Source organism: Sorangium sp. So ce726 (genome assembly GCF_051521405.1).
Classification (GTDB): domain Bacteria; phylum Myxococcota_A; class Polyangia; order Polyangiales; family Polyangiaceae; genus Sorangium.
The window spans coordinates 6,375,618-6,400,620 of record NZ_CP150349.1; the positions used below are offsets into that span (position 1 = coordinate 6,375,618).

A 25,003-nucleotide genomic window follows, 5' to 3' on the forward strand; every position below is an offset into this window, starting at 1 on the left:
CGCGGTCACACGCTGGCCTGGCCGAGTTCTGGCGATGGCTCCAAGGCGATGCCCTGGCACGATCCGCGTCCGAGCAAGACGCCGATCTCTGGACGGCATTCGACAGGTGGTTCGCGGAAGGACCGGCCTGCGCGCTCGTCGTCGGTGCAGATCAGACAAGGCGCGCCGCGGTGCTCGCGCGATGGGCTCTGTCGATGGCGGCGCGGAACAGCGCAGAGGTGCTCTTCCTTCCGGTGAGCCCGTGCTTCGGGACAGCGGTGGAGCGCGAGTCGCTCAAGGTGCTGCTCGGCCTGTTTCGCAGCTCGTCGTCAGCGGCGTTCTCTCGGCCACGCGGCCCGAACGAGCTCCGGTGGTCGATCGCAGAAGCGTTGCGGTGGGATCTGGACATGGAGGATCCCGTGTTGCTCGTGATCGTCGACGGGCTCGATCGCGCGGCGGACTGGGCGCCTGACAAGGGGGTGCCCTTTCTGGACGAAGCCGGCGACAGGGTGCGCATCCTCGTGTCTGTGGACGTGCAAGGGCCCTACGCCCGGAGCTCAGGCTGGCGTGATGCTCTCGAGTGGACCGAGGAGCGCTCCGCCGTGATCCACCTGCCAGGGGAGGCGACTGCAGCGGAAGCGGCGCGAGGGCTGGCGCAGGAGACCCTGGTGGAGAGCGGGGACGAAGGGCGCGCTGCGGAGCGGTGCCTCGACGCCCTGGCGGCGGCGCTCGCGGCGGTATCCAACGACGACTTGATCGCGGCGTTCGGGCTGTCCAGCGGGTCGATCGAGGCGCTCCACCGCGCGCCGCGCGCGGTGCGTGATCTCGTGGTCCTTGCGGAGGACGGGACCTGCCGCTTCCGCGACGACGCGACGCGCGCGCGCTGGGCTGCGTCGGTGGATAGTGCGTCGCTCGAAGACGGCATCGTCGCTCGAGGCCTGGCCGCCCTGCGCGCGGCCATGTCCTCCGAGGGCAGCGCCATCGCCTGGCCTGCGTACCTCGTCGAGTACCTGGGGGCCCACATGACGCGGCGAGCGCCTGCGCTGTCCGCCTTCATGGATCTGGTCTCGCCGGCGTGGCTCGCCGCCTGGATGGAAAGACCGGGAGGGCTCGTGGGGTTCGTCACGGACGCGCGCCGCGCGCGCACGGCTGCGGAAGATGCGCTGCTCGGCGCGTCCACCGAGCCGGAGCGCGCGGCGGCGTTGAACCACATCACGCGGTGCGCCGTCGTCGAGGGTGCGCTGTTCGCCAAGGAGGGAAGCCGGCGCGGACCGCGTGACGATCGCGCCCGCCCCTACAGGGAGCCGAGCGTGGATCTCGCGAAGCCGACCGGCGCGGCGCGCGCGCGGGCGGTGGCGCTCGTCACGCTGGCGGGCACCCTGACCGGGGCCGAACGCGAGGTGGTGGAGGCGTGGGCGGACGAGGCGCGGGCCGCGCTCGATGAGGTCGCCGAGCTCGTGCCGTGCCCGATCCCCTCGTTCTCCGGCGTCCCGACAGAGGCCGATCCGGAGCTCACGCGCCGGCTGCGCGATGCCGCTCCCAGCGAGTTCGGGTCTCTGCTCTCCGGTCCTCATCAGGGGGCTGCGGCCGCGTGTGCGGGGCTTGAGCCGGAAGAAGCCTTGCGCCTGGCGGACAGGACGGAGGGCGTCCTTCGCGTCACCGCCTTCGCGGCGATCGTGCCGCACCTGCCCGAAGCGCTCCGCGGACGAGCCGTGGCCGAGGTCATGGACGCCTACTGGCAGCATGGCGACGACGACACGCTGCGCTCCGTGCTCGCATGTGCGCCGTGGATGGCGCTGGACGACGCAGCGTGCGTGCTCTGCGATGTGCTGGGGAACCGCTGGCAGAGGGATTTCGAGGACCTCTTGATCGGCTGGGGCGGGCTCACGGACCTCGCGCCGCTGGTGCGCAGGCTGGGCGGCTCGGCGGCGATCGTCGGCGCTGCCGCCGCGATCGCGGAGGTGGGCCGCTGGCTGCCGTAGCGGCACCTCGGCCCGGCGCAGCGAGCTCGGATAGATCGGGGCCGAGCACATCCAGCACAGCCGCCCCCGATGCGCCTCGTCGCGCGTTGATCCGCCTCCTGACGCGCTGATCCCGCCGTCGCGCCTCGCGGCGCGCTGAGGACGTGCTCGCCGTTGCGGACCCCTTCAGGGGCGTGAGAGCATCCTTACCCACCATGGGAAAGGTCACCGCCCTCCACATGGACACCATCACCGAGAAATCCGGTCACCAGATGACCGGTATGGCGGTGAGCGTGTGTCTGACCCCGGCCGCGCCCAGCCCGTTGCCGATCCCCTACCCCACCATGGGCACGGTCTCCGAGGGGATCATCGACCCGTGCATGCGCACGAAGATCGAGGGCGCGAAGATCCTCACGGTCGGCGGCTGCATGAAGGCGTGCCACGGCAACGAGCCTGGCACGCTCAAGGAGGTGGTCAGCCTCAACACCGCCGGGCCTTGCTTCCCGTGGCTCGGCGCGCCGAACGTCATCATCGAGCTCGGCATGGCCGGCATCACCGGCAGCATGGGCCAGATGAACAAGAGCATCACCGTCGGCGCCGGCGCCAACGCGAGCGGCGCAGGCGGGGGTGGCGGCGGTGGAGGCGGCGGCGGCGGCGGCGCCGGAGGCCCGGGCGGCGGCAGCCCGCAAGGCGGCGGCAACGGCGGTGGAGGCGGCGGCGGCAGCAACAGCGGCGCCGCGCCGCCGAGCCCGCCTGCGCCGCCGGGCGCGGAGGGCCAGGCGGCCGCGGGCCATCCGATCGATGTCGTGACCGGGACGCTGTTCACGACCCCGGCGGCCGACTTCACGCTCACCGGGTTCCTCTGGGTCCAGTGGATCCGCACCTACAGCACCTCGGCCGTGCGCCACCGCTGCGGCCTCGGGTGGGGCTGGTCGCACAGCCTCGCCTGGCGCGCCGAGCGCAACGGCGATCACCTCGTGCTCGTCGACGACCAGCAGCGCCGCACCGAGATGCCGCTGCCCGGGGCCAGCGAAGCGCTGCTCCTCCCCCACGGCCGGACGGTGCACCTCGACGGGGACGCGATCGTCGTCGACCTGGGCGACGACCTCGTGCGGGTCCTCCGGCCCACCGCGGATCCACGGGCGTACGCGCTCGCCGAGCTGCGCGACGCCTTCGGCAACAGGGCCACGATCGAGTGGGATCAGGACGAGGTCGTGGCCATCACGGACTCGGTCGGCCGCCGCGCGGAGGTCTCCCGCGACGGGAACCTGCGCATCTGGTCCGTCGCCGTCGCCGACGAAGGCGGCAAGGAGCACCGCCGGCGCCTCGTGACCTACGAGCTCGACGGGCGCGGCGACCTCGTCCGGGTCATCGACGTGGGCGGCGCGGAGACCCGGTTCAGCTACGACGACGAGCACTACCTGCGCTCGGAGACGCGGGCCGACGGCGTCGTCTTCCATTTCGTGTACCAGGACGTGGGTGGCGAGCGGCGCTGCGTGGAGACCTGGGGTGAGCTGCCCGGCGGCGACCTCCTCGCCGCGCTCGGCGCCCCCGAAGCGCACGCGGCCGGCGGTCCTCGCGGCATCTTCCACACGCGCGTCGCGTACGGGCCCGAGCCTTACCAGACGACGGTGACGGACGCGCTCGGCCACGTCCATCGCTACCAGGGCAACGCGCTGGGCCTCGTCGAGCGCTACGTCGACCCGCGCGGCTACTCCATGCTGTTCACGTACGACGGGGTCGGGCGCCTCATCGCCGTCACCGACGGCGCCGGGACCACGCAGCGACGCCGCCACGATCTCGCCGGACGGCTGATCTCCATCAGCAGCGGCGACGGCACGGTCCGGTACCAGACGGACGAGGAGCGGCAGGGCGTCACCACCATCGCCCCGAACGGCCACCGCTCCACCGTGCGGCGCAGCCGGGGGCGCGTCGTCGAGATCGAGGACGCGCTCGGCAAGACGACGGCCGAGTACAGCGCGCGCGGCAAGAACACGAAGATCACGTACCCGAGCGGCCTTGTCGACACGCTCGAGTACGACGCGCACGGCAACCTCGTCCGCTACGCCCAGGGGGAGCGCGTGTGGACCTACGTGTACGATCTCCTGGGCATGCCCGTGCGCATCGAGTCGCCCGGCGGCGCGGCGACCACGCTCGAGTACGACTCCTCGGGCAACATCGTCAGCGCCGTGGGGCCGAGCGGGCAGCGCACCGAGCGCGCCTTCGACGGGCTCGGGATGTGCACGGCGACCTCGTACCCCGGCGGCGGCCGCGCGCAGTACCGCTACGTGGCCAGCGCGCTCGTCGAGCAGGTGCTGCCGGACGGCTCGCGCTGGACCATGGGCTACGACGCGCTCCTCCGGCTGAGCTGGATGCAGAACGCCGCGGGCGAGCGGCGCTCGTTCGAGTACGACGCGGCCGGCAACCTCGTCCGCGAGACGACGTTCACGGGGCTCCAGTACCGCTACGAGTACGACGGCGCGGACCGGCTCGTGTCGATCCTCCGCCCCGACGAGTCGATCGTGCGGCTCTCGCGCGACGGCGCGGGCAACGTCGTCGCGCGGGAGTACTCGTCGGGCCTCATCGAGCGCTTCGAGTACGACGCCCTGGGGCGCGTCGCGCGCGCGACGAACGGCGCCTGCACGACGGAGCTCGCGTACGACGAGCGCGGCGCGATCCTGCGGGACACCCAGACCTGCGGCGGCTTCAAGTTCGTCACGAGCTACGACTACGACGAGGGCGGCCAGCTCGTGGGGCGCCGGTACTCGTCCGGCTGGCGCGTGACGCTGGAGCACGACACGTACGGGCGGGTCGCCGCGATGGGCGTCGGCCATCCGGATGCCGCCGAGCGCTTCGTCTTCGAGCGCGACGAGCAGGACGGCGAGCGCGCCCGCCGGCGCGAGGGTGGCGCCGGCGCCATCCTGACCCGGCGCAACGCCGAGGGCTTCCCCCTCGAAATCCAGGTGGAGGGCACGCCAGGCGACGTCGTCCGGTCCCGCGCCTACCGCTGGCACCCGACCGGGGCGCTGGCCTCCGTGATCGACAGCCAGCGCGGCGAGCGCCGCTACGAGCTCGACGCGCACGGGCGGCCCGTGGACGTGCGCGGGCTCGGCGCGACGGAGGCGTTCTCCTACTCGCCGCACGGCACGGCGATCGCGCGGGGTGAAGCGTCGGTCGGCGCCGGCGGACGGCCGCGCGCGGCGGGCGATCAGGTCCTGTACTGGGATCGCCTTGGCCGGCTCTCGGGCCGGGACGCGCCCGATCCGCAGCGCACGTGGCGGTACGCCTTCGACGAGAACGATCGGCTGACCGAGGCCGTGCGCGGCGACGGGCTGAAGGTCCAGTACATCTACGACGCGCTCGGCCGCCGCGTGGCCGAGATCGTCGGCCAGGGGAGCACGTGGTTCGGCTGGGACGGCGACAGCATCGTCGAGGAGCGCGCCTCGGGCGGGCAGGTCACGCGCCGCGTCTTCGATGCGTCAGGTCACATGCCGCTTCTCGAGTCGCAGGGCGGCGCGGGCTTCCGCCTCGTGGCGACCGACGCCGCAGGGACGCCGTGGCTCACCCTCGATGCGGCCGGCGAGATCACCGAGATCGACCTCACCACCTGGGGCGAGGTCGCCCACAAGCGCGGCGAGCCGGGCGTGCTCCGCTTCGCCGGGCAGCGCGCCGACGAGCTCACCGGCCTGCACTACAACCGGTACCGCTACTACGCGCCCGACCTGCGCGTGTTCATCTCTCCGGACCCCATCGGCCTCTCGGGCTCGCTGCAGGAGATCGGCTTCGTCCCGAACCCGACGCTCTTCATCGACCCGCTCGGGCTGCTCACGATCATCACGGCCTCGAACGATCCCAAGCTCCACAACGCCTACTATTCGCAGTACGCGGCGAAGTACCCGGGCGCGACGATCCTCAAGCCGAACCAGGTCGTGCCTGGCAGCCTCAAGGGCGAGACGGATGTCGTCGTCGACACCCACGGCTGGCCGGGCAGCGTCGAGTGGGCGGGGAAGCAGATCTCGGGGGCCCAGCTCGCGGACAAGCTGAACGCCGCCGGGTTCAACGGGAAAATGCCTGGAGCGCGCGTGGACGTCGTCACGTGCAACGGCGGGACGAAGCCGAACTTCATGGGCCGCAGCGTCGCCCAGGCGGTCGCGGACCGGACCGGAGCGACGACGTCCGGCGCGACAGCGAAGGGCGTCCCCGGCGTGGCCTCCGCTGCGGCGATGGGCAACGCGGGCGCCTCCGGCCTGGTCAGCGGAATGCCCACCGGCCTCGGGTCTGGCAACGCCCCGGGCAACCTGCACGTCAACGGCGGCGGGCACCTGATCAAGGACATCAAGCCGCGCTGGTACACGTTCGGGCAGTGATGGGCGGCCCCGCCGCTCAGGGCGCGCCGGCGGTCGCGCCCTGCAGCGGCTCCGGCGACCCGATCCATGCGGCGAGCCGCACCTCGTCCTGCGGCGGCGCACCCAGGACGACGACGAGGAACGGGCCGTCGCACACGAAGTAGCGCTCGTACATATCGCCGCGCCCGAGGGTGAGCGGCCCGGGCTCGGTCGGCGGGAGCGCATCCCAGCCGAGGCGGAAGCGGACGGCATGGCGAGCGTCTCCGATCCTGCGCCCCTCCCCGCCCGCGAGCGGCTTGCCGACGAGCTCCTCGTGCACACGGGCCGCGCACAGGTCGAGCTGGGGGATCTTCAGCGCACAGCGCCGGTCGAACGGCTTCACGCCGAACCATCTCCCGAGCCAGCCCCTCGGCCTCCGCGCCGTCGCGACGACCTCCGCGACGGCGGCCCCGAGCGTCTCGGGGTGCGGGCACCGCGCGACAACCACGCGCTCATCCCCCTTGGCCTCCAGCTCGATCACGAAGTCGTCGGGGCCGCTGTGGCGATGCACCGTCAGCTGCGTCGCGGCCTGCGACCACGTCGCGTCGTCGACGTCGTTCCAGAGCCCGAACGCAGGCAGGACGCGCTCGGCGAAGAGCACCCCCTCACGCCGGCTGGCGAAGGGCGCTGCGAACGAGGGGCTCACGAACGAGAACGCGTACGCCCCGAGGGTGTCTCCAGGCGCGCTCTCCGGCAGCGCGCCCTCAGGGAGCGGCCCGAACCCGCGCGCGCTCTCCTCCGCCACCTCCCGGAGCGCTCCTGCCGCGGCGCCGACGCGCGCGACCGACCAGGGCGACCCGGCGGCGCGCGGCACGGCGGACGCCTCTCCCGCTCGCTCTTCCAGAGGGAAATCCGGCGAGAAGATCAGGGTCTGGTCTCGAGCGATGGGGGACGACAGCGACGGCACGAGCACGGTCGCGTGGCTCATCGTGGGCATGAGGTCCTCTGGTCCTGGAAGGAGGCGGGTAGTATACCGCTCTCCTCCTCCCTCATCGCCGCGCCCGCGACGACCGTGGACCGAGCCATGCCGCTGCCCGACTTCCTCCCTGCGCTGCTTCGTCCGGAGCTCGCCGAGCTCCACGCCTACACCCCGGTCGCGGGGCACTTTCCTGTGCGCCTCGACGCCAACGAGAGCCCGCCGCTGCTCTCGGCCGAGGCGCGGGCGGCCCTCGCGCGGGCCGCGGCGCCCGAGGACTGGGGCCGCTACCCCGACGCGCGCGCCCTCGATCTCCGCGAGGCCATCGCCGCCCACTGCGGCGCCGAGCCTGACGAGATCCTGGCCGGCGTCGGCTCCGACGAGGTGATCTCGATCGTGCTCACAGCGCTCAGCCGCCCGCGGCAGGGCGTGGACGCGGCGAGCGTCGTGACGGTCAGCCCCACCTTCGTCATGTACAAGCTGAGCGCGCGCGCGCGCGGGATGCGCGTCGTCGAGGTCCCGCTCGACGCCGGCTGGGATCTCGACGTGGCGGGCCTCGTGCGCGCCGTCGATTTCGCGCGCCCCAACGTCGTCTTCATCGCATCGCCGAACAACCCGACGGGCGCGCTCATGTCGGAGGATCGGCTCGAGGCCGTCATCGCCGCGGCGAGCGACGCCCTCGTGATCGTCGACGAGGCGTACATCGACTTCGCCCCGCGCGACCAGCTCGCCCTCCTGCGCAAGCACCCGAACGTCGCTGTGCTGAGGACGCTCTCGAAGATCGGCCTCGCGTCGCTGCGGATCGGCTGGCTCATCGGCGCCCGGGAGCTCGTGGCCGAGCTCGACAAGGTCCGCCAGCCCTACAACCTGCCCACCCCGTCGCAGCGCGCGGCCGCCTTCGCCCTGCGGGAGCTCGGCGGCGAGCTCCGCCGCGCCGCCGCCGCCGTGACGGCCGAGCGCGAGCGCCTCGTGGCTGGGCTCGCCGAGCTCGGCCTCTCGGTCGCGCCGAGCCACGCCAATTTCCTCTGGATCGGCACGCGCCGCCCTGCCGGCGAGGTCTTCGAGGCGCTCGCGGCGCGCGGCGTCCTCGTGCGCAGCTTCCACGCGGCGGGCGGGCGCCTCGCGCACCGGCTCCGCATCACCGTCGGCCTCCCGGAGGAGAACGATCGCCTCCTCGCCGAGATCGCCGCGTGCGCGTAGCCGTGCCCCGCTCCGCCGCGCGGCGCGCGCCGCGCGTGTTCCTCGCCCCGCTCGCAGCGCTCGCCTCACTCGCGGCGCTGACGTCCATGGCCGGCTGCGCCGCGCCCCGCGTCGCGCGCTCGATCGACGGCCAGATCATCGAGGGTCGTCCCATCGCGGCGCACGCTTATGCGCTGTATGCGATCGGCGCCGAGGCCGAGGCGCGCGGCGATCTCGCGACGGCGCTGGAGGCGTACGAGCTGGCGGAGGACGGAGACCCCGACAGCGCGGACATCTGGACCCGTATCGGGTCCGTGCGCTGCCGGCTCGGGCGCGGGGAGGCGGCAGGCGCCGCCTTCGAGCGCGCCCGCGCGATCGAACCCGACTACGAGCCGGCGTACCGCGAGCAGGCGCGCTGCGATCTCGCGGCGGGGCGGCTCGACGCGGCGCTCGGGCGGATCGAGCGGGCGATGCTGCTCGATCCGGATCGAGACGACGGCGCCCTTCTCCGGGCCGAGATCCTGCGGCGCCTGGGCCGAACGGACGACGCGCGCCTCGCCTTGCGGGCGCTCGTGGTGCGGCGCCCGTGGTCGACGGAGGCGTGGCGCGCGCTGCACGCGGCGGCCGTCGAGACTGGCGATCGCGCGGTGGCCGAGCAGGCTGCGCGGCGCCTGCGGGAGCTGGCTGCGCCGGAAGCAGCCGTCCGGGGGCGGCGGATGTCGTCAGGCGGGCAGCTGGCCGAGGTCGACGAGGCGCTCGTCCTGGGCCAGCTGCGCCGCGCCCGCAGCCTGGCGCGCGACGCGGATCTGACGCCCGCCGAGGTCGCGGTGCGCGCGGCCGCGCTGGGCCGCCTCGGCGAGGCCCGCGAGCAAGCCGAGCTCGTCTCGGCGGCCGATCCGGCGAGCGCCTCGGCGCTCGTGGCGCTCGCGGTGGCGGCCGATCTGAGCGGCGATCTCGACGCGCTGACCCGGGCCTGCGACGCCCTCGACCTGTCCGCGGCGGCGGGCGGCCCCACGGTGGCCCCCTCGCGGCTCGCCCGGCTCCTCTTTGCCGAGCTGCTCTTCCGTCGCGTCGGCCGCGACGCCGCGCTCACCTGGCTCGGCCCGCCGCCGCCCGCGCTCGTCGCCCCGGATGCGCTGTCCCAGGAGATAGAGCGGCGCGTCCACCGGGAGCTCGCGGGCGGCACGCCTTGATCGGGGCGGCGGGGGCGCGTGCCCCCGCCGTGTACCTCAAGGCGAGCGCTTGGTGTGCGGCTTCTCGTTGTACTTCTTGAGGTCGAAGTTGAGCTCGAAATCGAGCGTGTTGTCGCCCTCCTTGATCTCGATCTCCCGCTTCACGTCCTGCTCGATCGCCGGCAGCAGGGCGGCGGTGAGCACCTTGCCCACGGGGATGTCCTTGATCTCGAACTTGCCGTCGAGCCCGGTCACGTCGTGTGTCGCGAACTTGAGCACGAAGACCTCGGCCTTGAGGAACGGCTTCGGCAGCTTGTCCACGAGGTGGTAGTAGCCTGGCTGAGGCGGGTAGAACTTCACCGGGTCGCCTTGCGGCACGGCGACGAGGACCGCCAGGAAGGGGGCGCCCTCGAGGTTCGGCATGTACGGCTCGAGGGGATCGAGGTTCGCGACCTCGAGCCGCTGTCCATAGGACATGACCACGGTCCGCTTCGAGAACGCGCACCCGTGGATGGTCACCTTCTCCGCCTCTTCGCGCTCCGGCGCGTAGCCGCTGTAGTTGACGACGGTGACGAGCGCGTCGGCGACCCCGTTCTGCTGTCCCACGCGGAACAGCCGCCCGTAGGTCGCAGCGGCCTCGCCGCACTTGCCGATCGGAAAGCTGAGCCCTGTATCGGGCGGCGGGTCGCCCTTGATGGTGACGCGTCCTCGCAGCGTCCCCGTGGGCCCGCTGTACGGCGCCTGTCGCTTCGGGTTCATCACCTTCGCGACGTCCTCGGAGGTCAGCGTGATCGCGTGCGCCTCACCCGCCCCGGCCTGCGCGCTCGCCGCCGCGCCGGCGCTCGCGCTCCCCACGGCCGCCGGCGCCGCGCTTCCCGTGGCCACCGGCGCCGCGCTTCCCGCGGCCACAGGCGCCGCGCTTCCCGTGGCCACAGGCGCCGCGCTCCCCGCCGGTGTCGCGCTCCCCGCGGTCGCGCCGCTGCTCGCGTTCCCTCCCTGACACCCGAGCGCTCCGAGCAGCGCGACGCACGCCGCTCGCATCCTTCCATCCCCCGCTCTTCTCTGCAGCTTCTCGCCGGTTCGCATCGGCGCCGACTCTAGCAACTCGCGCGCCCCGCGCAGCACCGCGTATTCGCTGCCGAATGAACTGCGATCGCCGCCAGCGCCGGCGCCCCGTTGCCATACGAGTTGGCAGCGCTCTTCCAGGCCAGCACCCGCGTTGCCGAGCGGGGGTTCACCCGCACAGGAGACGGGCCCAGATCGGCGTTTTCGGCGCGCAGGCGTACCTCCAGTACGCCGAGCACCGAAAACGTCGAGGTGGGCCCGTATCCGAAGCGGGTGGGCCCCCGCTCTAGCGAGAGGCGAGGACCGCGCGGACCGCGATCCCGAGCGAGGTCGTCGGCCAGATGCCGAGGACCATCACGAGCACCGCGGACACCACCAGGGCCGCGTTGACGTAGCCCGAGCGCATCGGCCGCGCGATCGGAGCGCCCGGGGCCGGCTCGCGCATGTACATGTACACGAGCACCCGCAGGTAGTAGTACGCCGACAGCACGCTGTTGAGGAGCAGCGCCACGGACAGCGTGTACAGCTCCGCGCCCATCGCCGCCTTGACGATGTAGAGCTTGCCGAAGAAGCCCGCGGTCGGCGGCACGCCGGCCAGCGACAGCAGGAAGAGCGAGAACGCGAGCGCCGCCACCGGGTGCCGCTTGCCGATGCCGGAGAGGTCCTCGTAGCTCACGGCCTCGGCCCCACGGCTGCCGCAGAGGATGAGCGTCCCGAAGGCGCCGACCGTCGAGACCGTGTAGGTGAGCAGGTAGAACAGCACGCTCGCCTGCCCATCCTCGCTCGCCCGCACGGTCGCCGCGACGCCCACCAGCAGGTACCCGGCGTGCGCGATGCTCGAGTACGCGAGCATCCGCTTCACCGACTCCTGCCGGCCTGCGATCAGGTTCGCGACCGTCATCGTGAGCAGCGCCATCACCGCCACGGCCGGCGGCCAGCCCGCGGCCCACGACGAGAGCGCCGGGCTACCGAACGCCCCGAGCAGGACCCGCAGGAGCGTCGCGAACGCCGCGCCCTTCACCGCCACCGCCATGAACGTCGTGGCCGGCGTCGGGGCGCCCTCGTACGCGTCCGGCGTCCACATGTGGAACGGCACCGCGCTCACCTTGAACGCGAGCCCGACGAGCATCAGCGCCGCCCCGATGAGCAGCAGCGCCGGGTTCGGCGCCGCGGCCCCCTTCGCGCCCGCGATGGCCTCGCCGATCCCCGCGAGGTCGGTGTGCCCCGTCGCCCCGTAGATCAGCGCGCCGCCGTACAGCAGCAGCGCCGCCGCGAACGAGCCGAGCAGGAAGTACTTGATCGCCGCCTCGGTGCTCCGCGGCGACGTCCGGCGGAAGCCGGTCAGCGCGTACGCCCCGAGCGACATCGTCTCCAGGCCGAGGAAGAGCGTCAGCAGATCCCCAGCGCCGGCGAGGATGATCGCCCCGACCGTCGAGAAGGTCAGCAGCGGATAGAACTCCCCGCGGTCGAGCCGGTGCTCCGGGAGGTACCCCCCGGCGAGCAGCGCCGCGAGCGCGCCGCCCAGGCAGAGCACAAAGGAGAAGAACAGCGTGAACCGGTCCATGACCAGGTACGGGGCGAGCGAGTCGAACCCCTCCAGCGTCTCGGGGCCGACGAACCCGACAGCGCCCGAGAACACCGCCCCGGCGAGGAGCGTGATCGCGGTCCCGAGCGCGATGTCGGACGAGGGGCCGGAGCGGCGATCGTGCGACTCCTCGCGGCGGTGCGAGAACGCCTCCGCGAGCATCAGCAGCGCGCCGCCGAGCGAGACGACGATGAGCGGCGATACCGCGATGTACGGTCCGAGGATCATCGCGCCGCCTCCCCCGCGCGCGCCGCGAGCGCGCCGTCTGCTCCGCGCGCGCCCCGATCGCGCTGAGCCTGCTCGTCTTCACCCGCCCCGGCCGCGCCCTCACCGGAGCCCAGCGAGGGCGCCCCCTTCAGGAAGGCGGGGGAGAACGTGTCCTCGGGCAGGAGCTTCGCGTTCCGTTCGTCCGCGAAGAGGATCGCCTGCCCGGAGACGACCTTGAACTGGTTGTAAGTAGACAGGACCGACTCCTTCATCCGATCGAGGAAGATCGCAGGGAACAGGCCGATCACGAAGACCATGAGGATCAGGGGCGCGAGCGCGAGGCCCTCGCGGGGCGTCACGTCGGGCAGGTGCTTGTTCTTCGGGTTCGTGAGCGGCCCGAAGAACATCTTCTGCACCACGCTCAGCATGTAGACGGCGGCGAGGATGACGCCCGCCGCGGCGCCGATCGTGTGGATCCCGCTGAACGTCCCGAGGCGCTCGGAGGCGTAGGTCCCCATGATGATCATGAACTCGCCGATGAACCCGTTCGTGCCGGGCACGCCGACGGAGGCGAACGTCACGATCAGGAAGAGCGTCGCGTAGACCGGCATCACCTTGGCGAGGCCGCCGAACTCCGAGACCTCCCGGGTGTGCCGGCGGTCGTAGATCACGCCGACGAGGAGGAAGAGCGCGCCGGTGGAGACGCCGTGGTTCACCATCTGGAGCACCGCGCCCTGGATCCCGCTCGGCGTGACGCCGAAGAGCCCGAGCATCACGTAGCCCAGGTGGGCGACCGACGAGTACGCCACGAGGCGCTTCACGTCGGACTGCTTCCAGGCGACGAGCGCGCCGTAGATCACCCCGCCGAGGATCGCGATGCCCGCCAAGTTGGCCGCGAGGCTCGAGGCCGGGCCGGGGAACAGGCCCATCGAGAAGCGCAGGTACGCGTACGTCCCGATCTTCAGCATCACCGCGGCCAGGATCACCGAGCCGCCGGTCGGCGCCTGCACGTGGGCGTCCGGCAGCCACGTGTGCACCGGCCACATCGGCACCTTGATGAAGAACGCGATCGAGAACGCCCAGAAGCAGAGCATCTGCGCGCCCCGGGGCAGCACCACGCGCGACAGCGCGAGGTAATCGAACGTGTAGGCGCCCGTGAGCTTCTGGTTCGCCCACACGAGGTACACGATGCCCGCGAGCATCAGCATCGAGCCCGCCATCGTGTAGACGAAGAGCTTGATCGCCGCCTTGATCTTCTCGACGCCGCCCCAGATGCCGATCATCACGAACATCGGCACCAGCATCAGCTCCCAGAAGAGGAAGAACAGGAACAGGTCGAGCGCGACGAACGCGCCGAGCATCGCCCCCTGCAGGAACAGGAGGCAGAAGCAGAGCTCCTTGATCCGGTTCTTGATCGAGCCGAACGACGCGTACGCCGCGATGGGCGCGATGAACGTCGTCAGCAGAACGAGCCAGAGGCTGATCCCGTCGATCGCGACGTGCCACCGGATGCCCAGCGTCGGGATCCACTCCTTGATCGACTGGAAGTGCCAGCCCACGGTCATCGGCACGGTGAGCAGCCACAGCGAGGCGAGGAAGCCCGCGCCGAGCACGACCAGCGTGAAGCCCCGGAGCAGCGAGAGCAGCTGCCGCGGCACGAACAGCACCGCGGCGGCGCCCACGAAGGGCAGGCCGATGAGCACGTTGAGCAGCGACGACCACTCCTCGGTAGCCTCGGCGGCCGCGCCGGACGGCCAGAGCCACTGCACGAAGAGCACCGTGAGCGCCGCGATGAGCCCGAGGCCGGCCCGCTGCCACGGGGTGTACCCCGCGGCGGCGTGGGCCTCGCCGTGCTCGTCGCCGTGGTGGTCGTCGCCATGGTGGTCGTCACCATGGCCGTCGTGGTGATCGTCGCCGGCGTCGGCGCCGTGGCCGTCGCCCGGCGGGAGGATCGCTCCCACGACGCCGGCAGCGAGCGCCGGCCAGTACTGCGTTACGAGGTCGAGCGCGCTCATTGCAGGCCTCTCGGCTGGATCAGGTCATGGATCTGCTCCGCCGGGGTCGCCCCCGGGGGCAGCGCGGGCACGTCCGAGCCCAGCAGGGTGGTCGGGCCCGCGGGGGCCTTGCGGCTCGCCGGCCTCGAGAACGAGAAGGTCTCGGTCGCCTCGCGGTCGAAGGCGTTCCGCACGCGGAGGACGACGTCCTTCGTCTCGCCGGGCTCGAGCTTCACCGTGACGTCGGTCGCCTCGGAGAAGTCGCGCGCCGGCAGGCCGGGCGCCTCCCAGCGGTACCGGTAGCCGAGCCCCGGCGCCGCCGAGAGCCTCACCTCACCGGACCGGCGCAGCTCCGCGTCGTCGACGTTCGCGTCCGCGTGCGGCTTGACAAGGAACCAGCCGACGCCGGCGAGGCCGACGACCATCGACGCGGCGTAGACCTGCACGCGGCCCGTCTGGAGCGCGCGCAGCACCGTGCCGAAGAACCCGACAAGCGCGGCGGAGAGCTTCGCGATGATGCCGTCGATGATCCACTTGTCGGCCATCGTGAAGATGTCGGCGATCGCGTCGACCATGCCCACCACCGTGGCGTTGTAGAGCTCGTCGATCCGCCACTTGTCGTAGATGAGCCGGTAGAGCCCCGGGAAGCTCTCGGCGAAGCGCCGCTCGGGCTCGCCGCGCTTGTTCCAGTACACGAGCATCGCCAGGCCGATGCCGGTGAAGCACGCCGCGACGCCGGGCAGCATCATCGGGAAGAGCAGCCCCTCGACGCCCTCGCGCGCGGTCACCGCCCGCGACGTCATCGAGAAGACCGGCTCGAGCAGGTGCGCGAGCGGCGCGAACGCGTGGTTGTGGGTGAGGTGCACCAGCGGCTCGGCCATGAGGAAGCCGGCGAAGACCGACAGCGCCCCGAGCACGATCAGCGGGATCGTCATCGGCAGCGGCGACTCGTGCGGCTCCGGGCCCTCGAGCTTCTCGCCGTGCGCGTGCCCGTGGTGATCGTCGTGGTGGCCGTGCGGGTGCGGGTCCTTCCAGCCGCGCACGATCGTCCAGCCGCGGAACTCGCCGTGGAACGTCTGGAAGTACGCGCGGAACATGTAGAACGCGGTCATCGTCGCGGCCAGGATGCCGACCCAGTAGATCGCCGGGCCGAGCCACTCGGGCCACTGCCACACCGGCTGCCCGCGCGTCGCGACGGACTCGATCCGGCTGGAGAAGGCGCGCCACAGGATCTCGTCCTTCGACCAGAACCCGGCGAACCCGGGGAAGCCCGCGATCGAGAGGCACGCGAGGAGGAAGGTCCAGCGCGTCAGCGGCATGTAGTTCTTGAGGCCGCCCATGTTCCGCATGTCCTGGGACTGGTCGGTGTCGTGGATGCGGGCGTGCATCGCGTGGATCACCGAGCCGGCGCCGAGGAACAGACAGGCCTTGAAGAAGGCGTGCGTGAGGACGTGGAAGAAGCCGGCCGCGAACGCGCCGACGCCCACGCCGATGAACATGAACCCGAGCTGGCTCACCGTGGAGTAGGCGAGCACCTTCTTCAGGTCGTTCTGGAAGAGCCCGATCGAGGCCGCGAACAGCGCCGTGGCCACGCCGGTCACCGCGACGACCGCCATCGCGAACGGCGACAGCACGAACACCGCCGAGAGCCGGGCCACGAGGTAGACGCCCGCGGTCACCATCGTCGCGGCGTGGATCAGGGCGGAGACCGGCGTCGGGCCCGCCATCGCGTCGGGCAGCCAGACGTAGAGCGGGATCTGCGCGCTCTTGCCGGCGCAGCCGAGGAACAGCGCGAGCGCGGCCAGCGTCCCCGCGTACACGAGCACCGGCTGCGACGGGATGAGGAAGCTCAGGAAGCCGGGCACGGTGTCGACCGACATGTTGCCGATCGGCCAGATCTTCACCGCGGAGAGCAGGTTGCCCGCGTTCGCCGCGATGCCGTCGAAGTTCAGCGTGCCCGTGTAGTAGGCGAGCATCGCCATCGCCACGAGGAGGCCGAAGTCGCCGATGCGGTTCACGACGAACGCCTTCTTGCCGGCGCTCGCGTTCTTGTCGTCCTTGAACCAGAACCCGATCAGCAGGTAGCTGCACATGCCGACGCCCTCCCATCCCACGAAGAGGACGGCGAGGTTGTCGCCCATGATCAGCACGAGCATCGAGAAGATGAACAGGTTCAGGTACGCGAAGAACCGGTAGTACCCCGGGTCCTCGCGCATGTACGCGGACGAGTAGAGGTGGATGAGGAAGCCGACGCCGGTGACGACGAGGATCATCGTCCCGCTCAGGCCGTCGACGCTGAAGGCGGCGTCGATCGGGATCGTCTGGCCCATCCGGCCGGTGATCGAGAACCAGCGCCAGGCCGTCCAGGTGAGCTTGCCGCCCTCGTGCGGCAGCATCAGGAACGTCGTGACGGCCGCCAGGAAGGCGCCGCCGAGCGCGGCGAGCGCCATCAGCCGGACCGCGTCCTTGCCGAGGCGCTTGCCGAAGAGGCCGTTCACGAACGCGCCGAGCGCCGGCAGGCCGAGGATGACGGCGAGCAGCGCGAACTCGGACGCGGGGAATAAGACTCTCAGGGCTTCCACGCTAACTCCTCAGGAGATCGGCGTCGTCCGAGCGCATCGTCTTCCGGATGCGGTAGAACGCGAGCACGATCGCGAGACCGACTGCGGCTTCCGCCGCCGCGATGGCGATGACGAAGAAGGTGAAGATCTGCCCGGCGTGATCGTGCGGGTGCACCCGGTTGTACGCGACGAGCGTGAGGTTCACGGCGTTGAGCATCAGCTCGATGCTCATCAGGAGGACCAGGAGGTTCCTGCGCAGCAGGAAGCCGATCGACCCGATCACGAACAGCACCGCCGCGACGACGAGGTAGTACTCGATGGGGACGGAGATCATGAGTGCGGCTCCTTGGCCGACAGGGTGGCGTGTCCCGCGAGGGCGCCCGGCTGCGCGGCCCCCTGGTCGCCCGGCTCCGGCGACCCGGCGCCTTCGCCGACAGGCAGCAGCGTCGGGTCGACCTGCTTGCCGCGGGCGACGGCGACGGCGCCGATCACGGCGACGAGGAGCAGCGCGCCCGAGAGCTCGAACGGCACGATCCCCTTCGTGAAGAGCTCGTGCCCGAGCGCCTCGATGGTCCCGAGCGACTCGGGGGCGGCCGGGACGGCCACGACCCCGGGCTTCGACGCGCTCGCGACCAGGGCGAGCGCGCCGATGCTGCTCGCCCCGAGGACGCCGGCGCCCACGTAGCGCGGCACCGCGGTGCGGGCGTCGCGCGGCGACGTCGCCGACGGGCCGAGGAGCATGATCACGAAGAGGAAGAGGATGACGATCGCGCCCGCGTACACGAGGATCTGGATCGCGGCGAGGAACTCCGCCGAGAGCATCAGGTAGAGCCCCGCGATGCCGACGATCGACGTGAGCAGGCCCATCGCGCCGCGGATCGGGTTCCTGGCCGCGACCGTGGCCAGGCCGCCGAGCAGGACGAGCAGCGACGCCAGCCCAAAGAAGGCGAACTCGAAGATTTTCACGGCGTGAGCACCCCTGTCGACGAGCGGCCCTTGGTCTGGATGTACGCCTCGAACTCCTTGCGGAACTTCTTGAGGAAGCCGAGCGCGGGCATCGCCGTGCCCTCGCCGAAGGCGCAGATGGTGTTGCCCATGATGTTGTCGGCGATCTCGTGCAGCCGATCGAGCTCCTCGATCGTCCCCTCGCCGTGCACGATGCGATCGAGGATCCGGTGGATCCAGGCGCTGCCCTCGCGGCACGGCGTGCACTGGCCGCACGACTCGTGGCGGTAGAAGCGCATGAGGTTGTGCATCGCGAGGACGGGGCACGCCTTGTCGCTGAGCACGATGGCGCAGCAGGTCCCGAGCATCGTCCCGAGCGCGCGGAACGTGTCCACGCCGAGCGGCACGTCGAGCACGCTCTGGCCGTGCCACGGGTGGAGCGGCGACTTGTCGCTCGGCGCGTTGACGACCTCGTCGGCGCGCAGGATCGGGCACGACGAGCCGCCCGGGATGACCGCGAGGAGCTTCCCGTGCTTCACGCCGCCGCCGTACTCGTAGATGAGATCGCGGAGCGTGACCCCGACGGCCGCCTCGAAGATCCCGGGGTTGTTCACGTGGCCGCTCACGCCGAAGAGCCGGCAGCCGCCGTCCTTCAGGTGGTGCAGCGAGGAGAGCTTCGAGAAGTTCTCCCCCCCGAGCTCGAGCGCCGTGGGCACGGCCGCGATCGTCTCCAGGTTGTTCACGGTCGTCGGCATCCCGAACGCGCCGAACTGAGCGGGGAACGGCGGCTTGAGCCGCGGCTCGCCGCGCTTGCCCTCGAGCGAGTTGAGGAGCGACGTCTCCTCGCCGCAGATGTACGCGCCGGCGCCGGTGTGGACGTAGACCTCGACGGGGTAGTCGATCCCGAACGGGCGCTTGCCGAGGTAGCCCTTCGCGCGCGCCTCCTCGATCGCCCCCCAGAGCCGCGCCTTCGAGAGGTGCAGCTCGTCGCGCACGTAGATGTACGCGGCGTGGGCGCCGATCCCGAAGCACCCGATGATGCACCCCTCGACGACGGCGTGAGGGTTCTTCTCCATCAAGGTGCGGTCCTTGAAGGTGCCGGGCTCGCCCTCGTCCGCGTTGATGACGAGGTAGTGCGGCCGCTCGGGCTTCGGGGGCCACGGCATGAAGCTCCACTTCACGCCCATCGCGAAGCCGGCGCCGCCGCGGCCGCGGATGTTCGCCGCCTTCATCTCCTCGACGAGCGCCTCGCGCGTCATCCCGAGGGCGCGCTTCGCCTGCTGGTAGCCGCCGCCCTTCTCGTAGACGGACAGCTTGTGGCCGTCGGGCGTGTCGTAGTTCTTGGTCAGATAGCGCGTCAGCCGGAGCATCTCGTCACCTCGTCAACCGATCGAGGATCGCGTCCACCTTCTCGAGCGTGAGGCCCTCGTGGTAGTCGCGATCGACCTGCATCATCGGGGCGGTGCCGCACGAGGCGAGGCACTCTGCGGTGCGCAGCGTGATCCTCCCGTCCTTCGTGGTCTCGCCGGCGTGGATCCCGAGCCGCTTCTCGCAGTGGTGGAGCACCTGGTCCGCGCCGTTCAGCGCGCAGCTGAGCGTCCGGCACACCCAGACCTGGTGCTTGCCGACGGGCTCCTTGTTGAAGAGCGTGTAGAAGGTCGCGACCCCCTGGACGTGCGCCGCGGAGAGGCCGAGCTGCTCGGCGACCCAGCGGAGCACGCGCTCGGAGACCCACCCCTCCTGTTCCTGGCAGAGGTGGAGCACGGGGATGCACGCGGCCTGGCGGTTCGGGTAGCGCGCGAGGATCTTCTCGAACTCGGTTCGCCGCTCGGCGTTCAGAGCAAATTGTTCGGTCATGTCGGCTGTTGGCACGGTCCGCTGGCTCCCTGGGCGCGCCGCGCTCGCGGCGTGCCCGCTTCCACATGCAGTCGGGACCCCGCAACGCGGGTCCCTTTCAACGAGGGTCCGCCCGGCAGACCGGGCGCTACCTCGTGCGCCTCCGATCTGGAGGCGCCTGCCGGAGGCGGACAGCCCCGCGCACCGGCGGCCGGGCATTCGGTTGTCCGTCGTACGGAGCCGTCCCGAGGCGCGGGCACGCTAGTGAGCGACGGTGGTCACTGTCAAGGCGCGCCGGGGGGAAACATAAAGCGGACCACACAAAGCCTACCGCTGCCCAGAAACCGGACAGCTCCCCCGACGTGGCCGTGCCCGCGATCGTGGTCGTAAACGTGGTCGTGGTCGTGGTCGTGGACGTGGACGTGGACGCGGCCCCCCCGCCTGGACCCGCCCCACCCCCCCGCCTGGAGCACGTGGCCACGCGGTACTCCCTGGGTTTTCTGACGAAGACCGCGTAGCCTGCGGAGAAGTCCGCGGCGTTCTTCGTCTTTCACTTGAGAACCGGAACGCGCTTCAACTACCCTCGGCGCCCATTACGACGCGCAGGGGCGCGGGCATCCGTAGCAGCGAACCCCCCTCCGGAGGTGGTGCGTGTTCTGTCCGAATTGTGGGACGCAAAACTCGGAAACGGCGTCCACGTGCACGAAGTGCGGCTACAACCTGAAGAGCGCGGCCGCGCCGAAGTTCAAGGGCACCATGCTGATGAGTCAGCCGTCCTCCGGGGCGGGCGCGGCGGGTCCGCGCGCGCCGGGGGCGCCTCCGCCTCCTGCGCCTCCGGCGGGAGCGCCGCCGGGCATGGCCGCGATCCCGAGCCCGCCGCAGGGCCTCGCCGGCACGGTGGTCGGCGTCCCGCCGGCGGGGCTCGGTGCTTCGGCGGGGCCTCCCCCTGCCCCGCCGCCTCCCGGGATGGGCTACGGCTCGCCGTCCCCCGCGGGACAGCAGCCGTCTGGCCCTGCCTTCGGCGGCGCGGCTGCGAGCCCGTCGGGCGGCTATGCGCCGTTCGGCCAGCAGCCCCAGGGCGTGAACCCGCTCGGCGGCACCATGGCGATCGACCAGCTGCCCGGGTACGGCGCCCCGGGCCAGCCGCCCGGCGGCATGGGCGGGGCGGGCGCGCCGGCCGGCGCGTTTCCTCCGCCCGGCGGCTACGGGCAGCCCCCGCAGGGCGGCCCGGGCGGGAATCCTTTCGGACCGCCCCCGGGCCAGGACCCGATGGGCGGCCTCGGCGGCGCGCCTCCCGGCTATGGGCAGCCGCCCAGCTACGGGCAGCCGCCCGGCTACGGGCAGCCGCCCGGCTACGGGCAGCCGCCCGGCTACGGGCAGCCGCCTGGCGGCGCGCCTCCCGGCTACGGGCAGCCTCCGCAGCACGGCGCCAGCGGGTACGGGCCGCCTCCGGGCCAGGACCCGATGGGCGGCGGCTACGGCAGCCCTCCGGGCGGCGGCGGCTACGGCAGCCCTCCGGGCGGCGGCGGCTACGGCAGTCCTCCAGGCGGCAGCTACGGCAGTCCCCCGGGCGGCGGCTACGGCAGCCCTCCGGGCGGCGGCTACGGCGGTTCGCCCGCCGGCAGCTATGGCAGTCCTCCGGGCGTGAGCGATCCTGGCTACGGCGGATCGCCCGGCGGCGCGCAGATGTCGGCGCCCGGCCAGTTTGGCCAGGCGGCCAGCAACCTGGGCGTGTACGGCGGCGGCGGTTCGATGGCCCCGGGCGCGAAGGGTGAGACCCGCAATCCGGTCACGGTGTGCGTGATCGGGATGGTCTGCTTCCTCTACGCCATCTGGCAGATGTGGGCGATGCTCAACGAGCTCCAGCAGGCGACGAAGGACCCCGAGTTCAAGCCCTGGTACCTCTTCATCCCCTTCCTCAACTACTACTTCCTCTGGGTGAAGGTGCCGGAGCAGGTGACCCGGGCCAAGCAGATGGCCGGCTCGCGCAACCAGCAGGCCGAGGGCATCGTGCTCTACGTCTTCCTGCCGCTCTACGCCCTCGCGAAGGACCTCAACGAGGTCTGGGACCCGAACGCCGCCTGACCCGCGCCGCGGTCCTCCGCCGTGTCGCCGTCCAGCTCGACTGAAGCTCGTTCGCCCGCTCCGTCGGCCCTGTCCCGATGGAGCGCGGCGCACGCGCGCGGCCGCGCGGCGCGCCTCGGTACCGCGGCGGCCGTGCTCGGGCTCCTTGTCGCGTGCGGCGCCCCGCTCTGCCCGTTCGCGATCGTCACCCGCCACCCCTGCCCCGGCTGCGGGCTCACGCGCGCGACGCTCGCCCTCGCGCAGGGCCACCTGGCCGACGCGCTGCGGCTCCACCCGCTCTCCCCGGTCATGGCGCCTCTCGTCATCGCCGCGCTCGCGTACAACGCGGCGATCTACGTGAAGGACGGCCGCATCGCGGCCGCCGAGGGGATGCAGGGCGCGTGGGTCACGCGGCTCGGCATCACGCTGGCGGTCCTGATGCTCACCGTCTGGATCGCGCGCTTCTTCGGCGCGTTCGGCGGCCCCGTGCCGGTTTAGCAGCCGCGGACGCGGATCGCTTCGCCCCGGCGCCGTGAGACGGGGCGCAGGGCGCGCACGGCGTGGGCGCCGCGCCGGGGCCAGCCGCGCTGCGAGCGCGGGAGCGGGGCGCCCTCGGGCACGCCGACGCGCAGCAGCACCTCGTAAGCGCGCTCCAGATCGCTGCCGATCACGTCGAGCTGCTCGTCCGTCAGGCCCCGCTTCGCCTTGGGGAACAGGACGTCCTCCTCCTCGTCGGCGTGGTGGGCGAAAATGTCCCGCAGGAGCCGGAGGCGCGCCTCGAAGCGCACATCGGTCACGCGCGTGCGCAGCAGGTTGTCCGCCGCGAAGCGCGCGAGGCCGTGCTTCTCGTACGCGTCGTGGAGCGGCTTCCTGTCGCCGGCCATCCGCTCGGCACACACCGGGTAGAGGTACGTCTCCTCGATGCGTACGTGCGCGTCGATCATCCGGGAGAGCTGCGCGACCATCGACGTCCGGAGGCCCGGGCTGGGCTCGGTGGCGATGCGCGCCATCAGGGCGCTGACTTCGAGATGCTGCTGCTCCAAGAGATCGAGTGCGTCCATGGGGTTCCCCTCGCGTGAAGCTCACCGCCTCGCGCCGCCGCGCTTGAGCAGCGCGTGCACAGCCCCGGATCGCGGTGCCGGGCGGCGCGGTGCAGGCGGCACCGTCGTGGCAAGGAGCGGGCCGGCGCCGGAGCGCGCGGAGCGCGGGCGCTGCCTTGGCTACACCGGCACGCCGGCGAGGGCGTCGCGCATCGCCGAGGCGCTGGGGAAGCGGTGGTCGGGGTGCTTGGACAGGGCCCGCGAGAGCACCTCGTCGAGCACGCGCGGGACATCACGGCGCTCCCGCCGGAGGGGCACGGGCGCGGACCGCACGATCGCGACGAGCACGTCGAGATCGCCCCGGCCGCGGAAGGGGAGCTTGCCCGAGAGGGCGTAGTAGATGAGCAGCGCGGCCGCGAAAAGGTCGCTCCGCTCGGTGATCGCGCGGCTCCGCATCGCCTGCTCCGGCGACATGAAGAGCAGCGTGCCGACGAGCGACCCGGGGCTGTCCGGCGTCACGCCGTCGCCCGTGTCGACGCCGGGCTCGTGCGCGAAGCCGAGATCGATGAGCTTGACCGTCGTCGCGCCCTCCCCTGCCCCGGCGCCCCGCGCCCCGGGGACGAGCAGGATGTTGCCCGGCTGGAGGTCGCGGTGGACGACCTTCGCCGCGTGCATCGCCGCGAGGCCGGCGAGGATCTGGTCCGCGAGGGCGAGCGCGCGGCCGATCGGCAAGGGGCCGCGCTGCCGGACCTCCTCGCTCAGGGTGACGCCGTCGAAGAGCGGCATCACGAAGAACGGCCGCCCGTCCTCGAGGCGCCCCTCGCCGAGCACGGGGCAGACGTTCGGGTGGTCGATGCGGCGGGCGAGCCGCACCTCGCGGGCGAACCGGCTCTCGATCCCGGAGTCCCCCGCGTGCACGCGCCGGAGCGCCTTGAGGGCGACCGGCTCCCCCGTCGCGGCGCGGCGGGCCGCGTACACTGCGCCCATCCCCCCCTCGGCGATGAGCCGCTCGATGTGCAGTCCGTGCTCTGTACGACCGACGAGCGGGTCGACGGCCAGCCGCCCACACGCCGGGGCCCCGGTGGTGATGCCGCCTACCGCCCCGGCGCCACGCCCCGCCGGGAGCGCTTTCGGCGCCCCCCGCTCGCGGCCCGCGTGGCGGACGATCCCGGAACGAGGAGGCAGCCGTCGCTCCTCGGCTGGACCGCAGCCCGCGTCGTCAGCGTCAGGCAGCGCCTCAGCGATCACGGACCTCTCCCTGGCCGAACCGGAGGAGCAACGCAGTTGGGAGCCAGGATCCACGTAGAGAACCTCGTCAGAAATTACCTGACGAGTGTCCATGGACCAGGCCCGCCAAGCAAGCGGATTGGGTGCCTAAACGACCAACGACGTGTGGGTGCACCTCCGGCTTATGTCCCGTTTCTACTCAGTTTTTGCCCGGACGAAGCGAACCGCCCAAGGCGTTTCCGGATGGTCGGGAAAATCCTGAAGGAAATTGCGTCCCGATCCCCGTTACCTTCGCAGCGCACTCCTCACTACATGCCGAGGGCGACGACGTGGCGAAGCGTCTTGATCTCATTCTCGTGATCGACGTGGAATCGACCTGCTGGGACGGCGACCCGCCGCCAGGCGAAGAGAACGAGATCATCGAGATCGGCGTGTGCCCGCTGGAGGTCGCCTCGTGCCGGCGCCGGGAGCGGCGCTCGATCCTGGTGCGCCCGGAGCGCTCGCGCGTGAGCCCGTTCTGTACGGCGCTCACGACGCTGACGCAGGCGGATGTCGACGCGGGCGTGTCGTTCAGGGAGGCGTGCGCGACGCTCCGGAGCGAGCTCAAGGCGCAGGATCGCCTCTGGGCGAGCTACGGCGACTACGACCGGCGCATGTTCGAGCGGCAGTGCCAGTCGCGCGGCGTGCCGCTCCCGTTCGGGCCGAGCCACCTCAACGTGAAGAGCCTCTTCGCGGTGACGCACGCGCTGTCGCGCGAGGTGGGGATGGCCGAGGCCCTGGAGCGCGCCGGCCTGCCGCTCGCGGGCACGCACCACCGGGGCATCGACGACGCCTACAACATCGCGGGCCTGCTCGCGCACCTCCTGCTGGCCGCGCGGCGGTAACGC

The 25,003-nt window shown here is 71.9% G+C and carries 19 protein-coding genes; 8 read left to right on the plus strand and 11 right to left on the minus strand.

Going from position 1 to position 25,003, the window contains the following annotated elements:
• Nucleotides 1-194: 194 nt before the first annotated feature.
• Nucleotides 195-1,961 carry a hypothetical protein gene (locus WME79_RS23705; protein WP_437539233.1) on the plus strand — a complete coding sequence of 589 codons (1,767 nt, stop codon included), beginning with the start codon at nucleotides 195-197 and terminating at the stop codon, nucleotides 1,959-1,961.
• Between the two features lie 194 nt (nucleotides 1,962-2,155).
• Complete coding sequence (locus WME79_RS23710; RefSeq protein ID WP_437539235.1) at nucleotides 2,156-6,307, plus strand: PAAR-like domain-containing protein; 4,152 nt, start codon at nucleotides 2,156-2,158, stop codon at nucleotides 6,305-6,307.
• 16 nt (nucleotides 6,308-6,323) lie between these two features.
• Here the strand turns inward: WME79_RS23710 and WME79_RS23715 are convergent, their stop codons facing one another.
• A complete protein-coding gene (locus WME79_RS23715; RefSeq protein ID WP_437539237.1) occupies nucleotides 6,324-7,253 on the minus strand; it encodes a hypothetical protein in 930 nt (309 codons plus the stop codon).
• Between the two features lie 96 nt (nucleotides 7,254-7,349).
• Here WME79_RS23715 and hisC point away from each other — a divergent pair, with 96 nt between their 5' ends.
• Together hisC and WME79_RS23725 are read left to right on the plus strand one after the other, a co-directional pair.
• The gene (gene hisC / locus WME79_RS23720; RefSeq protein ID WP_437539238.1) at nucleotides 7,350-8,441 is read left to right on the plus strand and encodes a histidinol-phosphate transaminase; all 1,092 of its coding nucleotides are present in this window, start codon (nucleotides 7,350-7,352) and stop codon (nucleotides 8,439-8,441) included.
• Nucleotides 8,432-9,613 carry a tetratricopeptide repeat protein gene (locus WME79_RS23725; RefSeq protein ID WP_437539240.1) on the plus strand — a complete coding sequence of 394 codons (1,182 nt, stop codon included), beginning with the start codon at nucleotides 8,432-8,434 and terminating at the stop codon, nucleotides 9,611-9,613. Before hisC ends, WME79_RS23725 begins: the two co-directional genes overlap by 10 nt.
• Nucleotides 9,614-9,649: 36 nt before the next feature.
• Here WME79_RS23725 and WME79_RS23730 read toward each other — a convergent pair whose 3' ends face one another.
• The 8 genes from WME79_RS23730 to nuoE form a co-directional block, all read right to left on the minus strand.
• On the minus strand, nucleotides 9,650-10,633 hold the full coding sequence (locus tag WME79_RS23730) for a hypothetical protein (protein ID WP_437539242.1): 984 nt from the start codon (nucleotides 10,631-10,633) through the stop codon (nucleotides 9,650-9,652).
• Nucleotides 10,634-10,943: 310 nt separating this feature from the next.
• A complete protein-coding gene (locus tag WME79_RS23735) occupies nucleotides 10,944-12,470 on the minus strand; it encodes an NADH-quinone oxidoreductase subunit N (RefSeq protein WP_437539244.1) in 1,527 nt (508 codons plus the stop codon).
• The gene (locus WME79_RS23740; RefSeq protein ID WP_437539246.1) at nucleotides 12,467-14,464 is read right to left on the minus strand and encodes a complex I subunit 4 family protein; all 1,998 of its coding nucleotides are present in this window, start codon (nucleotides 14,462-14,464) and stop codon (nucleotides 12,467-12,469) included. Before WME79_RS23740 ends, WME79_RS23735 begins: the two co-directional genes overlap by 4 nt.
• Nucleotides 14,461-17,025: an NADH-quinone oxidoreductase subunit L gene (gene nuoL, locus WME79_RS23745; RefSeq protein WP_437539248.1), complete on the minus strand. Its 2,565-nt coding sequence runs from the start codon at nucleotides 17,023-17,025 to the stop codon at nucleotides 14,461-14,463. Before nuoL ends, WME79_RS23740 begins: the two co-directional genes overlap by 4 nt.
• A 1-nt stretch (nucleotide 17,026) precedes the next feature.
• Complete coding sequence (gene nuoK, locus WME79_RS23750; protein WP_272093012.1) at nucleotides 17,027-17,338, minus strand: NADH-quinone oxidoreductase subunit NuoK; 312 nt, start codon at nucleotides 17,336-17,338, stop codon at nucleotides 17,027-17,029.
• On the minus strand, nucleotides 17,335-17,970 hold the full coding sequence (locus tag WME79_RS23755; RefSeq protein ID WP_437539251.1) for an NADH-quinone oxidoreductase subunit J family protein: 636 nt from the start codon (nucleotides 17,968-17,970) through the stop codon (nucleotides 17,335-17,337). Before WME79_RS23755 ends, nuoK begins: the two co-directional genes overlap by 4 nt.
• Entirely contained in the window at nucleotides 17,967-19,319 is a 1,353-nt protein-coding gene (gene nuoF / locus WME79_RS23760; protein WP_437539253.1) for an NADH-quinone oxidoreductase subunit NuoF, read from the minus strand. Before nuoF ends, WME79_RS23755 begins: the two co-directional genes overlap by 4 nt.
• A gap of 4 nt (nucleotides 19,320-19,323) precedes the next feature.
• The gene (nuoE, locus tag WME79_RS23765; RefSeq protein WP_437539255.1) at nucleotides 19,324-19,806 is read right to left on the minus strand and encodes an NADH-quinone oxidoreductase subunit NuoE; all 483 of its coding nucleotides are present in this window, start codon (nucleotides 19,804-19,806) and stop codon (nucleotides 19,324-19,326) included.
• A 341-nt stretch (nucleotides 19,807-20,147) separates the two neighbouring features.
• Here nuoE and WME79_RS23770 point away from each other — a divergent pair, with 341 nt between their 5' ends.
• The 3 genes from WME79_RS23770 to WME79_RS23780 all read left to right on the plus strand — a co-directional run bounded on the left by WME79_RS23770 (nucleotide 20,148) and on the right by WME79_RS23780 (nucleotide 22,347).
• A complete protein-coding gene (locus WME79_RS23770) occupies nucleotides 20,148-20,303 on the plus strand; it encodes a hypothetical protein (RefSeq protein ID WP_437539257.1) in 156 nt (51 codons plus the stop codon).
• Between the two features lie 133 nt (nucleotides 20,304-20,436).
• The gene (locus WME79_RS23775; protein WP_437539259.1) at nucleotides 20,437-21,870 is read left to right on the plus strand and encodes a zinc ribbon domain-containing protein; all 1,434 of its coding nucleotides are present in this window, start codon (nucleotides 20,437-20,439) and stop codon (nucleotides 21,868-21,870) included.
• Between the two features lie 132 nt (nucleotides 21,871-22,002).
• Nucleotides 22,003-22,347, plus strand: a complete 345-nt coding sequence (locus tag WME79_RS23780; RefSeq protein ID WP_437539261.1) for a DUF2752 domain-containing protein — start codon at nucleotides 22,003-22,005, stop codon at nucleotides 22,345-22,347.
• On the opposite strand, the gene WME79_RS23785 is transcribed toward WME79_RS23780, so the two are convergent.
• Together WME79_RS23785 and WME79_RS23790 are read right to left on the minus strand one after the other, a co-directional pair.
• Nucleotides 22,344-22,910: a hemerythrin domain-containing protein gene (locus WME79_RS23785; RefSeq protein WP_437539263.1), complete on the minus strand. Its 567-nt coding sequence runs from the start codon at nucleotides 22,908-22,910 to the stop codon at nucleotides 22,344-22,346. The genes WME79_RS23780 and WME79_RS23785 overlap by 4 nt on opposite strands.
• 159 nt (nucleotides 22,911-23,069) lie before the next feature.
• Nucleotides 23,070-24,137: a serine/threonine-protein kinase gene (locus WME79_RS23790; protein ID WP_437539265.1), complete on the minus strand. Its 1,068-nt coding sequence runs from the start codon at nucleotides 24,135-24,137 to the stop codon at nucleotides 23,070-23,072.
• A gap of 308 nt (nucleotides 24,138-24,445) precedes the next feature.
• Here WME79_RS23790 and WME79_RS23795 point away from each other — a divergent pair, with 308 nt between their 5' ends.
• A complete protein-coding gene (locus WME79_RS23795) occupies nucleotides 24,446-25,000 on the plus strand; it encodes an exonuclease domain-containing protein (RefSeq protein ID WP_437539267.1) in 555 nt (184 codons plus the stop codon).
• The last annotated feature ends 3 nt before the right edge of the window (nucleotides 25,001-25,003 follow it).

Bases quoted from the DNA above. Each gene is read 5' to 3' on its own strand.
- WME79_RS23705 (WP_437539233.1), top strand. From the start codon at position 195: ATGGCGGCGCGGAACAGCGCAGAGGTGCTCTTCCTTCCGGTGAGCCCG.
- WME79_RS23785 (WP_437539263.1), bottom strand. From the start codon at position 22,910: ATGGACGCACTCGATCTCTTGGAGCAGCAGCATCTCGAAGTCAGCGCC.
- nuoF (WP_437539253.1), bottom strand. From the start codon at position 19,319: ATGCTCCGGCTGACGCGCTATCTGACCAAGAACTACGACACGCCCGAC.
- nuoE (WP_437539255.1), bottom strand. From the start codon at position 19,806: ATGACCGAACAATTTGCTCTGAACGCCGAGCGGCGAACCGAGTTCGAG.
- WME79_RS23730 (WP_437539242.1), bottom strand. From the start codon at position 10,633: ATGCGAGCGGCGTGCGTCGCGCTGCTCGGAGCGCTCGGGTGTCAGGGA.
- hisC (WP_437539238.1), top strand. From the start codon at position 7,350: ATGCCGCTGCCCGACTTCCTCCCTGCGCTGCTTCGTCCGGAGCTCGCC.
- WME79_RS23715 (WP_437539237.1), bottom strand. From the start codon at position 7,253: ATGAGCCACGCGACCGTGCTCGTGCCGTCGCTGTCGTCCCCCATCGCT.
- nuoK (WP_272093012.1), bottom strand. From the start codon at position 17,338: ATGATCTCCGTCCCCATCGAGTACTACCTCGTCGTCGCGGCGGTGCTG.
- WME79_RS23735 (WP_437539244.1), bottom strand. From the start codon at position 12,470: ATGATCCTCGGACCGTACATCGCGGTATCGCCGCTCATCGTCGTCTCG.
- WME79_RS23710 (WP_437539235.1), top strand. From the start codon at position 2,156: ATGGGAAAGGTCACCGCCCTCCACATGGACACCATCACCGAGAAATCC.
- WME79_RS23740 (WP_437539246.1), bottom strand. From the start codon at position 14,464: ATGAGCGCGCTCGACCTCGTAACGCAGTACTGGCCGGCGCTCGCTGCC.